Here is a 12,020-nt window from a genome sequence, read left to right as displayed (position 1 = left end):
TGGGGCGCCCCGGGCGCAGCCCGGCAGGCGGGCGGCGGGGCCGGGCGCGCTAGGTGGAGACGCGGGTGCCGATCGCGTCGCCGCGGATGGCCCGGGCGATGTTCCCCTCCGGCTCCATGCCGAAGACGACCATGGGCATCCCGTTGTCCATGCAGAGCGAGAACGCCGTCGAGTCGACCACCTTGAGGCCGCGCACGAGCGCGTCCTGGTAGGTGACGTGCTCGAGCTTGGTGGCGTCGGGGTTGCGGCGCGGGTCGTCGCTGTAGACGCCGTCGACGCCGTTCTTGGCGACGAGCACCTCGTCGGCGCTGATCTCGAGGGCGCGCTGCGCGGCGACCGTGTCGGTCGAGAAGTACGGCAGGCCGGCGCCGGCGCCGAAGATCACGACGCGCCCCTTCTCGAGGTGGCGCTCGGCGCGCAGCGGGATGTACGGCTCGGCGACCTGCGTCATCTGGATGGCCGATTGCACGCGCACCGGCGCGCCCGCCTGCTCGAGGAAGTCCTGCAGGGCGAGCGCGTTCATGACCGTGCCGAGCATGCCCATGTAGTCGGCCCGGCCGCGATCCATGCCCCGCTGGCTGAGCTCGGCGCCGCGGAAGAAGTTGCCGCCGCCGACGACGATCGCCACCTCGACGTCCTTCGCGGCCTCGGCGATCTCGCGCGCGATCGCGCCGACGACGTCGGGGTTCACGCCGAGCGACCCCCCGCCGAACGCCTCTCCCGAGAGCTTGAGCATTACGCGGCGGCGGCGATCGGTCATGGGTTCCTCGTTCTCGTGTCGACTCGGGCGGTGCGGTGTTCAGAGTAGTGCGGGCGCCGCGGGCGCGGGCATGGCAACGGGGCCCGGACGCTCACGCGTACCGGGCCCCGTTGCGCACGATGGCTAGGCGCCGACCTTGAAGCGGGCGAAGCCCGTCACGGTGAGCCCGGCGTCCTTGAGGACCTGCGCGACCGACAGCTTGTTGTCGCGCGCGTAGTCCTGCTCGAGCAGGGCGACCTGCTTGAAGAAGGCGCCGACGCGGCCCTCGACGATCTTCGGCAGGGCGGCCTCGGGCTTGCCCTCGTTGCGGCTGATCTCCTCGACGATGCGGCGCTCGGCATCCACCGTCTCCGAGGGGACGTCCTCGCGCGAGAGGTACTGCGGGTCGGCGAACGAGATGTGCTGCGCGATGCTGCGCGCCGTCTCGGCGTCGTCGCCCTCGTACGCCACGACCACGCCGACCTGCGGGGGCAGGTCCTTGTTGGTGCGGTGCAGGTAGACGGCGAAGGTGGAGCCCTCGACGCGGGCGACGCGACGCAGCTCCATCTTCTCGCCGATGATGGCGGCCTCGTCGTCGATCACGGCGCCGACGGTCGAGCCGTCGATCGGGGCCGCGAGGCCCTCCTCGACGGTCGAGGCCGAGGCGGCCGAGACGGCGGCGAGCACGCGCTCACCGAGCGCGACGAACTTGTCGCCCTTGGCGACGAAGTCGGTCTCGCAGGCGAGCTCGATGAGCACCGTGGCGCCCGCGGACTCGTGCGCGGCGATGAGGCCCTCGCTCGTGGAGCGGTCGGCGCGCTTCGCGTTGCCCTTGGCGCCCTTGAGGCGCAGGATCTCGACAGCCTTCTCGAGGTCGCCGTCCGCCTCGACGAGGGCGTTCTTGGTGTCGACCATGCCGGTGCCGAGGCGCTCGCGCAGGGTCTTGACGTCAGCCAGGCTGAAGTTGGCCATGGATGGTCTCCTTTACTCGGTCTCGGCGGCGGGCTCGGCGTCGGCGTCGGCCTTCGCCTTCTTCGCGGCCGGCTTCTTGGCGGCGGGCTTCTTCTCGGCCTCGGTCGCCTCGGCCTCGATCTTCGCCTCGACCTGCTCGGCCGTCTCCGGAGCGTGCTCCGGCTCGGCGTCGGTGGTCGGCTCGGTCTCGGCGACGGCCGCGTCGGCGTCGTTCTCGGCGACGGTCGCGCCCACGCCCTCGGTCTGGCCCGCGGGGGTCTCGGTCGCCTCGGCGACGGCCTCGGCCGGGGCCTCGGTCGACTCGGCGGCGGCGGCCTCGGCGTTGCCGGCCTCGAGCAGCTCGCGCTCCCACTCGGCCAGCGGCTCCACGGCGGAGACGTTGCCGGTGGGCTCGGTCTTCTGGTGGCGCTCGATGAGACCCTCGGCAGCAGCATCCGCGATGATGCGGGTGAGCAGGGCGACGGAGCGGATCGCGTCGTCGTTGCCGGGGATCGGGTAGGCCAGCTCGTCGGGGTCGGCGTTCGTGTCGAGGATGCCGATCACGGGGATGCCGAGCTTGCGGGCCTCGTCGATGGCGAGGTGCTCGCGCTTGGGGTCGACGACCCACATGGCGCTCGGGGTCTTGGTGAGGTTGCGGATTCCGCCGAGCGACTTGTGCAGCTTGGCAAGCTCGCGGCTCTTGATGAGCAGCTCCTTCTTGGTGAAGCCGCTCGCGGCGACGTCCTCGAAGTCGAGCTCCTCGAGCTCCTTCATGCGCGCGAGGCGCTTGGAGACCGTCTGGAAGTTGGTCAGCAGACCACCGAGCCAGCGCTGGTTGACGTAGGGCTGGCCGACGCGCGTGGCCTGCTCGGCGATCGACTCCTGCGCCTGCTTCTTGGTACCGACGAAGAGGATGGTGCCGCCGTGGGCGACCGTCTCCTTGACGTAGTCGTACGCCTTGTCGATGTACCCGAGGGACTGCTGCAGGTCGATGATGTGGATGCCCGAGCGCTCCGTCAGGATGAAGCGCTTGACTTTCGGGTTCCAACGGCGGGTCTGGTGCCCGAAGTGCACGCCGCTGTCGAGTAGCTGGCGGATGGTGACGACGGCCATGGCCGTACTCCTTCTGTTCTCAGTTGTCGCTCCTGCCGATCGGCGGAGCCCTGGTGCCCGGCGCTGTCCCCCACCCGCACGAGTGATCCCCCCTCGCGGGGGGACGTGCGGGACTGAAGGGGATGTGCGCCTGGATGGGCACGCGAAGTCAGCCGGACATGCCGACTGCGTCGAGAAGCATATCACCGCTCCTCCCGGCCGATCCCGTCCGTCGCGCTCTCCCCCGCGGCTGCGCCGAACGGCCACGGGATGCACGCCCCGGGTCAGACTTCCGCGCATGCTCCCCGCTCCCCGCCCCCGCCGGTCGCCCGGGCGAGCGCCCCGCGCCGGGCTCGCGATCGCCGCATCGCGAGCGCTGCTCGCCATCCCGCTGCTCACCGTGCTGCTGCTCGCCGCGCCGCTCGCGCCGCTGCTCGGCGGGGCGTCCCGGGCGGCACCCGCCGCGGCGGTCGCCGCGAGCCCGAGCGACCCCGTGGTCGCCGCGGGGCCGCTCGCCGGCGGGCTCGACCCGCGGGCACCCGGCACCGCGCCGGATCCCGACTGGGTCTGGCCCGTCGACGGCCCGCGCGTCGTCGACCGGCCGTTCCTCGCCCCGCCGACGCCCTACGCCGCCGGGCACCGCGGCGTCGACCTCGCCGCCCGCTCCGCGGTGCCGGACGGCGCGATCGTGCGCTCCCCCGCCGACGGCGTCGTCCACTTCGCCGGCCGGGTCGTCGACCGCGGCGTCGTGACGGTGCGGGCCGGCCCGCTGCTCGTCACGGTCGAACCCGTGACGGCGGCCGTGGCGGAGGGCGACGCCGTCACCGCGGGGCAGCCGCTCGGCGTGCTCGAGCCGGGGCACTGCGCAGAGCCCTGCGTGCACCTCGGCGTGCGGGAGGCCGGTCTCTACGTCTCGCCGATGCGCTGGCTCGGCGGGCTGCAGCGCGCGGTGCTGCTGCCCCTCGGCGCGACCGGCGGCTGAGCGGGCGGATCGCGTCGATCGACGCGCGGCGCCTCAGGCGCGCGGATGCGCCGTGAGGTACGCCGCGGCGAGACGGTCGGCGCTGACGTGGGTGTAGATCTGCGTCGTGCCGAGGCTGGCGTGACCGAGCAGCTCCTGCACGGCGCGCAGATCGGCGCCGCCGTCGAGGAGGTGGGTCGCGGCGCTGTGCCGGAAGGCGTGCGGGCCGGCCGGGCCACTGCCCGGCAGGTCGACGAGCAGCCGGGCCACGAGCTGGTAGGCGGCGCGGGTCGACAGGCGCGCACCGCGGGCGCCGAGGAGGAGAGCATCCCGCCCCCCGGCCCCGGTCGCCCCGACGGCGAGCGCCGGCCGTCCCCGCTCGCGGTAGGCCGTCAGCGCGCGCTGGGCGGGCACGCCGAAGGGCACGATGCGCTCCTTCGCGCCCTTGCCGAGCACGCGCACCGTGCGGCGCGCGTCGTCGACGTCGGCGAGGTCGAGACCCACGAGCTCGCTCACCCGCAGGGCGCTCGCGTACAGCAGCTCGATGATGGCCAGGTCGCGCAGCGCAAGCGGGTCGTCACCGGATGCGCGGGCGGCGAGCTGCACGAACAGCTCGTCGACCTGCGCCCGGCTCAGCACGCGGGGCAGGTGGCGACCGGGGCGGGGCGCCCGCAGCCGGGCGCCGGCGTCGGCGGGAGCGCGGCCGGTGCGCGCAAGCCAGGCGGTGAACCCGCGCAGCGTCGAGGTGCGCCGGGCGAGGGTCGCCGCCCCGAGCCCCGCCTCGTTCTGCGCCCACACCCACTCGCGCAGCAGTTCGAGGTCGAGCAGCGCCGCGTCGGGCTCCGCCCCCCGCCGCTCGACGAACTCGGCGAGCGTGGCGAGATCGCCGCGGTAGGCGCGCAGGGTGTGCGGGGAGGCGCCGCGCTCGAGCTCGACCGACCGCAGGTACGCCGCGATCGCATCGTCCAGCGGGGTCGCGTCGGGATGCACGGGCTCAGCATGCCCCGCACCGCCGACGCCGTCCGCGCCCCACGCCACGGACGGCGCGGGAACTTATCGGCGACGGGTCCGCCGATGCCGGTGCGCGGCCCGGGGAGGGACGGCGCACCGGCTCGGCAGCCGCAGGCGGGCTCTGCCTCAGCGGCGGCCGGCGCCGACGGGCTCGGCCGGCGCGGGCACCGACTCGACGTGCTGCGCGCTGAGGCCGCGCGCGACCGCCTGCGCGTCGGTGAGCCGCGGGCGGCGCGGCCACCAAAAGCGGTCACCGGCGATGAACGCGAGCGCGGGCACGATGACCGTGCGCACGAGCAGCGTGTCGATGAGCACGCCGATGCAGACGATGATGCCGATCTGGGTGAGCGTGATGAGCGGCAGCACGCCGAGCACGGCAAAGACGGCGGCGAGCAGGATGCCGGCGCTCGTGATGACCGCGCCGGTGGCCGCGAGCGCGCGGATCATGCCCTCGCGGGTGCCGAGCCGCTCCGACTCCTCCTGCGCGCGAGTGACGAGGAAGATCGAGTAGTCGACGCCGAGCGCGACGAGGAACAGGAAGCTGAACAGCAGCACGTTCGTGTCGATCGCGGCGAAGCCGAACACCGACTGGAAGAGCCACCAGCTCGCGCCCACCGCCGAGAAGAAGCTCGCGACGACCGCGATGAGCAGCAGCAGCGGGGCGAGCAGCGACCGCAGCAGCACGATGAGCACGAGCAGCACCAGGACGAGGATGAGCGGGATGACGAGCGCCTGGTCGCGCTGCTGCGCCTCGCTGACGTCGAGGGCCTGGGCGTCGAGCCCGCCGACGAGCGCCTCGCCCGAGCCCGCGTCGTCGAGCGCGGCGCGTATCCGCTCGATGGTCGCGAACGCGGCCGGGGTCTCGGGATCGGAGCCGAGCGTGACGTCGATGCGGGTCACGTCGCCCGCGCTCTCGCCCACGACGACCCCGTCGACCCCGTCGAGCCCCTCGAGCGCGTCCACGGCCTCGTCGACGTCGCCGTTCGGCGCGATCACGACCGCGGGCGATGTCGCCCCGGCGGAGAACGCATCGGCGAGCACCTCCTGGCCGACCACGGCCTCGGGCTTCTGCAGGAAGCGCTCGTTCTGCGAGAGGCCGGTCTGCACGAAGAAGAGCCCGCTCGCGAGCGCGCCGAGCACGGCGAACCCGGCGATGGCAACGATGACCGGCCGTCGGCTGACGCCCCGGCCGAGCCGGCCCCAGGGGCTGCGGGAGATCGCGTCGGCCGAGCCGAACCGCGGCACGTAGGGCCAGAAGAGCCCGCGCCCGAAGAGCACGAGCGCCGCGGGCAGCACGAGCAGGGCGAAGGCCATGGCGACGACGATGCCGACCGCGCAGGCAAGGCCGAGCGCGCGGTTGCCGGCGAGCTCGGCGAAGAGCAGGGTCGCGAGCGCGAGGGCGACGGTGCCGCCGCTCGCGAGGATCGCGGGGCCCGCGCCGCGCACGGCCCGGCGCATGGCCTCGCGCCGATCCTCGTGCAGACGCAGCTCGTCGCGGTAGCGCGCGATCAGCAGGAGGGCGTAGTTCGTGCCGGCGCCGAAGACGAGCACCGAGAGGATGCCCGTGACCGAGGCGTCGAGGGAGACCCCGGCAGCGGCGGCCACGCGCCCGGCGACGATGCCGGCGAGGCCGTCGGCGACGCCGATCACGACGAGCGGCACGAGCCACAGCCACGGGCTGCGGTAGGTGATGAGCAGCAGCACGGCGACGACGACGACCGTCGTGAGCAGCAGCGTGAAGTCCGCCCCGGCGAAGACGGCGGCGACGTCGACCTCGAAGCCCTCGGCGCCCGTGAGGTACACCGCGACCCCGTCGTCGAGCCCCTCGGCGGCGACGGTGCGCAGCTCCTCCGCGCGCTCGGCCTGCGCGTCGACCGCGGTGATCGGGTCGAGCGGCACGATGACGAGCGCCGTGGTGCCGTCCTCCGAGACCTGCGGCGGCGGCACGGCCCCCTCGCTCGACAGCTCGGCCAGCGGACCGAACGCCGTCTCGGTGATGGTCGCGATGTCGCCCTCGTCGAGCTCGGCGCCGTCGGCCGAGTAGACGAGCAGCGCCGAGGTGCCGTCGGCGCTCGGGAAGGTCTCCTGCAGCTGGTCGGCCTGCACCGATTCGGCGGTGTCGGGCAGCCCGACCGCCGGTGCGGTCTCCTCCTCGGCGCCGGAGCCGGCGGCGAACAGCGCCGCCGCGGCGAGCGCCGCGACGACGAGCACGATCCAGGAGGTCGTGCGCGCGGTGATGAAGCGGAGCAGGCCGGCCATGTCGGTCCTTCGGGGTGAGGGGCATTTATTTCGAACGTCGAACTACTCGACTATCGAGAGACAGTAGCGCTAAAGTCGGGAGCGTGCAATCGCCCCGCCCGTCGTCCGCCCCCGCTGCTGCGGCCGCGCCCGGCGGACCGCCGCCGGTGCGCCCGGCGACGATGCTGCTGCGCGATCTGCTCGATGTCACGGACGCTTTCGAGAAGTCGCTCGGCGCCGCGCTGCACGTCAATCCCACCGACCTCGACGCCATGCAGCACCTGCTCATGAGCGGGCCGCTCAGCCCGACCGAGCTGGCGCGCCGGGTGGGCCTGTCGACGGCCGCGACGACGACATCGATCGACCGGCTGGTCGCCCTCGGGCACGTGCACCGCGAACCGAATCCGCAGGACCGCCGGGGTGTGATCGTCATCCCCTCCCCCGCCTCGCGGGTCGCCGCGATGTCGCGCCTCATGCCGATGATCGCGAGCATCGACGAGGCGCTCGACGAGTTCGACGCCGCCGAGCAGGCCGTCATCACGCGGTACCTCGACCGCGTGGTCGGCGAGTACCGGCGGCACGCGGAGGACCCTGCAGCCGACGCGCAGCCCCCGGGTGATCCGGCAGCGAGGACCGCGGAGGACTAGGCCCCGCTCGCCGTCGCCTCGCTGATGGTGAACGGCGAGCTCTTGCTCGAGAGCTGCTCGAGGCGCTCGGCGGCGGGCATCCCCTCGATCATCGGCCGGTAGTCGACCGAGAAGCCGGTCGCCTCGGGGAAGGCGCCGAGCGGCACGGTCGAGCTCACGACGACGTCGCCGTAGAGGTGCACGAGGTCGAAGGACTGGCCCCCGTCGACGCCCGAGAGCAGCCGGCCGGCATCGGCCCCGAGGTCGAGCGTGTAGCAGGTGGCCGCGGCGACGTGCACGGGGATGCCGACGAAGGTCGAGTGGGTCGAGTAGTGCAGGTGCCCGGCGAGGATCGCGCGCACGTCGGTGCCGGCGAGCACGGCGGCGAGCGCGGGCTGATCCTGCAGCTCGAGCACGGCCATGATCTCGAGCGGCGTCGGCACCGGCGGATGGTGCAGCGCGAGCAGCGTGCCGTGCGCGGCCGGCTCGGCGAGCACCTCGCGCAGCCAGTCGAGCTGCTCGGGCGCGATCTCGCCGTGGTGGTAGCCGGGCACGGTGGAGTCGAGCGAGATGACGCGCAGCCCGGCGACGTCGTAGACCCTGTCCTGCGGATGCTCGCTCGCGGGCTCGTCGAACAGCAGCGAGCTGTACGGCCCGCGCTCGTCGTGGTTGCCCATCACCCAGATCAGCTGCGCGCCGAGCCGCTCGACGACGGGCTCGACCGCGGCCCGGAGCCGGCGGTACGCGTCGGGCTCGCCGAGGTCGGCGAGGTCGCCCGTGAACACGACGGCGTGGGGGCGCACGCCCGAGCGCTCGATGCGCTCCAGGGCCTGCGCGAGCCGCTGCTCGACGGGGACGACGCCGTACAGCGGACGCCCCTCCCCGAGGAGGTGCGTGTCGGAGAGGTGGACGACGACGTGCTGCGCGGGCGGGTACTGCCCCATCTGGATCACCCCCGCATGCTACTCCGCACCGCCGTCGCCGGGCGGGCCGGCCCCGTCGGCCTCCGTCGACGGCTCGTCCTCGGTCGGGCTCGCCGCCCTCTCCGCCTCAGAGCGCTTCCTCCTCGGCACCGGCGCCCGGCGCCAGCGACCCAGGTCGTCCCCGATCGCCCGCTCCTCCAGGGCGAGGATGCCCAGGGCGCCGCGCACGGTCTCGACGCTCACCCCGGCCGCGCGCGCGAGCTCCTCCGCCGTCTGCCGCCGCTGCGGTCGCAGCGCGTCGGCGACCCTCGTCACGATCGGGTCCTCCCGCGGTGCGGCGGCGTCCTCCTCCCCGCGCTCGATCCCGCCGTCCGGGGTGAGCGGCCCGCGAGCACTCCTGCCCGCCGCGCCGTCCTCGTCGACGGGGTCGTCATCGGGGATGACGCCGTCCATCCCGAACGCCAGCACCATCGCGTCCGCGGAACCCGTGATGCAGACCGCGGGATGCTCCCGCAGCAGTCGATGGCAGCCCGCGCTCGCGGCGCTCGTCACGGGGCCCGGCACGGCGCCGACCTCTCGGCCGAGGTCGAGCGCGTGATGGGCCGTGTTGAGCGCGCCCGACCGACGACCGGCCTCGACGACGACGGTCGCCCGGGCGAGGGCTGCGATGACCCTATTGCGCTGCAGGAAGCGCCACTTCGTGGGCGCCGAGCCGCAGGGGGCCTCCGTCACGACCGCTCCCGACTGCACGATGCGCTGCAGCAGCGCCTCGTGACCGGAGGGATAGAAGCGGTCGATGCCGCCGGCGAGCACGGCCACCGTGGTGCCGCCGCTCGCGAGGGCGGCGCGGTGCGCCATCCCGTCGATGCCGTAGGCGCCGCCCGAGATGACCGCGGCGCCGCGCCCGACCAGGCCGGCCGAGAGCTCCATGGCCACGTGCTCGCCGTAGCCGGTCGCGGCCCGCGCTCCGACCACGGCGATGCCCGGTCGGCGCAGGGCGATCGGGTCGCCACGCACCCAGAGCACGACGGGCGCGGAGTCGCCGAGGTCGTCGAGCCCGGACGGCCAGAGGGCGTCCTGGGGCAGCAGCAGCCGCGCGTCGCAGCGGGCCGCCGAGGCGAGGGCGCGCAGCACGTCGTCCGAGCGCAGCCTCGGGATCCAGCGCGCGCGGGCCTCCCCGGCCGCGCGCGGGGCGATCTCGCCCTCCGTCGCCTCGACCAGCGCCGAGGCGGGCCGGCGGTCGAGCAGCACTCGGAGGGCGTCCGCCGCGCCGCAGTGCCGGATCAGCGCCCCGGCCGTCGCATCGCCGGGCTCCACGAGCACGCTCCACACGACGCGGGCGAAGGCCTCATCGCGTGCGGCCCGGTCGCGCGGTGCCCGGCCGACCGCGGCGAGCGCCGCGTCGATGACCGCATCGGCGATGCCCCAGCGGATCGGGGCCGGGGTCACCGCATCGCCGAGCCCCTCGAGGGCCATCGGCACGTCGGTCTCCGTCATCGTCATCAGAATCCTTTCCGCAGGTGCAGGGCGCGCCCGATGTGGGTCGCGCGGGGGCGCTCGTCGCCGTCGAGATCGACGAGCGACCAGGCGATGCGCAGCACGCGGTCGTAGCCGCGCATGGTGAGGGCGCCGCGCTCGAGGGCGCGGTCGAGCGGGGCGCGGTCGGCGGCGGAGGGCCGCCAGGCGTCGCTGCGCAGGACGGCACCGGGCACGTGGGCGTTGAGCGGCCATCCCGACCCGCCCCAGCGGGCCCGCGTGCGCTCGCGCGCCGCCCGGACGCGCCGCCGCGCCTGCCGCGTCGTCGTCCCGCCCTGCTCCCCTCCGGTCATCTGCGCCGCACCGACGCGGCGCACGGTGAGGTGCAGGTCGACCCGGTCGAGCAGCGGCCCGGAGAGCCGGGCGAGGTAGCGACGTCGGGCCTGGGGCGGGCAGGTGCACTCCCCGTCGGGGCTGAGCGCCTGCCCGCAGGGGCAGGGGTTCGCGGCGAGCACGAGCTGGAAGCGCGCGGGGAACCGCGCGACCGAGCGGGCACGATGAATGGTGATCTCGCCCGTCTCGAGCGGCTGGCGCAGGGCATCCAGCACCGAGGCCGAGAACTCGGGAGCCTCGTCCAGGAACAGCACGCCGTGCGCGGCCCGCGAGATGGCGCCCGGGCGCAGCAGCCCGCTGCCGCCGCCGATGAGCGAGGCCATGGTGGCGCTGTGGTGCGGCGCCTCGAGCGGCGGACGGGTGATGAGGGCGTCGCCGAGCGGCAGCCCGGCGAGCGAGCGCACCGACGAGACCTCGACGGCGGCGTCGGGCTCGAGATCGGGCAGCAGGCCCGGCAGGCGCGAGGCCAGCAGCGTCTTGCCCGCTCCCGGCGGGCCGAGCAGCATGAGGTGGTGCCCACCGGCCGCGGCGACCTGCAGCGCCTCGACCGCCTCGGGGTGCCCGACCACCTCGGCGAGGTCGCCGCCGGTCTCGAGCATCGGCGAGGGCTCGGGGGCGGCGATGGCCTCCATCGGCACCGGGTCGAGCTCGGCCCCGTGATGGATGAGCACCTCGCGCAGCGAGATCGCCCCGATGACGCGGATGCCCGGCACGAGCCGCGCCTCGCGCTCGTTGCCGCGCGGCACGACGACGGCGCTCGCCCCCGCGCGGCGGGCGGCGAGCACCGCGGGCAGCACGCCCGCGACCGGACGCAGCCGGCCGTCGAGCGACAGCTCGCCCACGTGCACCGTGCGCTCGATCGACTCGGGGGCGAGGCCGGGCGCGCTCGTCGCGAGCGCGGCCACGGCGATCGCGAGGTCGAAGGCGGAGCCGTGCTTGGGCAGGGAGGCGGGCGAGAGGTTGACGGTGACCTTGCGCGACGGCAGATCGCAGTCGGAGTTCGCGGCGGCGGCGCGCACGCGATCCTTCGCCTCGCCGAGCGCCGTGTCGGGCAGGCCGATGATGGTGAACGCGGGAAGGCCGTTGGCGAGGTCGGCCTCGACCTCCACGACGGCGCCGTCGACGCCGTTGAGGGCGACGGCGAGGGTGCGGGCGACGGCCATCAGCACACCTGCCGCACGTGCTCGACGGCGACGCCGTCGCGGTCGGCGACGACGGCGATGGCGTCGATGCGCAGCCGCTCGACGGGCCCGTGGGCCGCGACCCACGCCCCGGCGAGCCGCCGCAGCCGGGCGAGCTTGACGGGCGTGATCGCGTCGAGGGGGTGCCCGTAGCCGCGCCCCGACCGGGTCTTCACCTCGACGACGACGGTCGTCGATCCGTGCCGAGCGACGAGGTCGATCTCGCCGATCGGGCAGCGCCAGTTGCGGTCGATCACCTCGTAGCCGAGCCCGAGCAGGTGATCGGCGGCGAGCTGCTCGCCGCTGCGACCCAGTACGTCCTTGCGTGCCATGTGCGTCCTCCTGGCCAGGAGGATGGCGGAGCATCCCGCCCCTGTCGGGGCCGGCGGATCAGGAGGAGCGATCAGCCCCGCAGGAGGGGGCTGGGGA

At 74.6% G+C, this 12,020-nt stretch carries 11 protein-coding genes; 2 read left to right on the top strand and 9 right to left on the bottom strand.

Translation table 11 applies throughout. From position 1 onward, the window contains the following. Window positions 1-49: 49 nt before the first annotated feature. The 3 genes from pyrH to rpsB form a co-directional block, all read right to left on the bottom strand. On the bottom strand, window positions 50-760 hold the full coding sequence (pyrH, locus tag HGB54_RS04105; protein ID WP_168915323.1) for a UMP kinase: 711 nt from the start codon (window positions 758-760) through the stop codon (window positions 50-52). Window positions 761-883: 123 nt separating this feature from the next. Continuing rightward, the gene (tsf, locus tag HGB54_RS04100) at window positions 884-1,711 is read right to left on the bottom strand and encodes a translation elongation factor Ts (protein ID WP_168915322.1); all 828 of its coding nucleotides are present in this window, start codon (window positions 1,709-1,711) and stop codon (window positions 884-886) included. A gap of 12 nt (window positions 1,712-1,723) precedes the next feature. Beyond that, window positions 1,724-2,803, bottom strand: a complete 1,080-nt coding sequence (gene rpsB, locus HGB54_RS04095) for a 30S ribosomal protein S2 (protein WP_168915321.1) — start codon at window positions 2,801-2,803, stop codon at window positions 1,724-1,726. 277 nt (window positions 2,804-3,080) lie between these two features. Between rpsB and HGB54_RS04090 the strand changes: the two genes are divergently transcribed. Continuing rightward, the gene (locus HGB54_RS04090; RefSeq protein ID WP_168915320.1) at window positions 3,081-3,764 is read left to right on the top strand and encodes a murein hydrolase activator EnvC family protein; all 684 of its coding nucleotides are present in this window, start codon (window positions 3,081-3,083) and stop codon (window positions 3,762-3,764) included. A gap of 33 nt (window positions 3,765-3,797) precedes the next feature. On the opposite strand, the gene HGB54_RS04085 is transcribed toward HGB54_RS04090, so the two are convergent. Together HGB54_RS04085 and HGB54_RS04080 are read right to left on the bottom strand one after the other, a co-directional pair. Continuing rightward, window positions 3,798-4,733 carry a tyrosine recombinase XerC gene (locus tag HGB54_RS04085; protein WP_228545935.1) on the bottom strand — a complete coding sequence of 312 codons (936 nt, stop codon included), beginning with the start codon at window positions 4,731-4,733 and terminating at the stop codon, window positions 3,798-3,800. A 147-nt stretch (window positions 4,734-4,880) separates the two neighbouring features. Then, window positions 4,881-7,013: an MMPL family transporter gene (locus tag HGB54_RS04080; RefSeq protein WP_168915319.1), complete on the bottom strand. Its 2,133-nt coding sequence runs from the start codon at window positions 7,011-7,013 to the stop codon at window positions 4,881-4,883. A gap of 83 nt (window positions 7,014-7,096) precedes the next feature. Between HGB54_RS04080 and HGB54_RS04075 the strand changes: the two genes are divergently transcribed. Next, window positions 7,097-7,639 carry a MarR family winged helix-turn-helix transcriptional regulator gene (locus HGB54_RS04075; protein ID WP_228545934.1) on the top strand — a complete coding sequence of 181 codons (543 nt, stop codon included), beginning with the start codon at window positions 7,097-7,099 and terminating at the stop codon, window positions 7,637-7,639. On the opposite strand, the gene HGB54_RS04070 is transcribed toward HGB54_RS04075, so the two are convergent. Genes HGB54_RS04070 through HGB54_RS04055 form a run of 4 tightly spaced genes read right to left on the bottom strand, consistent with a single transcriptional unit; the run spans window position 7,636 to window position 11,923 of the window. Further along, complete coding sequence (locus tag HGB54_RS04070; protein WP_168916795.1) at window positions 7,636-8,562, bottom strand: phosphodiesterase; 927 nt, start codon at window positions 8,560-8,562, stop codon at window positions 7,636-7,638. The genes HGB54_RS04075 and HGB54_RS04070 overlap by 4 nt on opposite strands. 18 nt (window positions 8,563-8,580) lie before the next feature. Then, window positions 8,581-10,044, bottom strand: coding sequence for a DNA-processing protein DprA (gene dprA / locus HGB54_RS04065; RefSeq protein ID WP_228545933.1), 1,464 nt, complete (start codon window positions 10,042-10,044; stop codon window positions 8,581-8,583). After that, window positions 10,044-11,573: a YifB family Mg chelatase-like AAA ATPase gene (locus tag HGB54_RS04060; RefSeq protein WP_168915318.1), complete on the bottom strand. Its 1,530-nt coding sequence runs from the start codon at window positions 11,571-11,573 to the stop codon at window positions 10,044-10,046. The genes dprA and HGB54_RS04060 overlap by 1 nt, the downstream gene beginning before the upstream one ends. After that, a complete protein-coding gene (locus HGB54_RS04055; RefSeq protein WP_168915317.1) occupies window positions 11,573-11,923 on the bottom strand; it encodes a YraN family protein in 351 nt (116 codons plus the stop codon). The genes HGB54_RS04060 and HGB54_RS04055 overlap by 1 nt, the downstream gene beginning before the upstream one ends. Between the last annotated feature and the right edge of the window lie 97 nt (window positions 11,924-12,020).

This window comes from Microcella flavibacter (assembly GCF_012530535.1).
Taxonomy (GTDB): domain Bacteria; phylum Actinomycetota; class Actinomycetes; order Actinomycetales; family Microbacteriaceae; genus Microcella; species Microcella flavibacter.
Note: the sequence above shows the minus strand (reverse complement) of the source record. Positions and strands in the feature narration are given on the sequence as shown.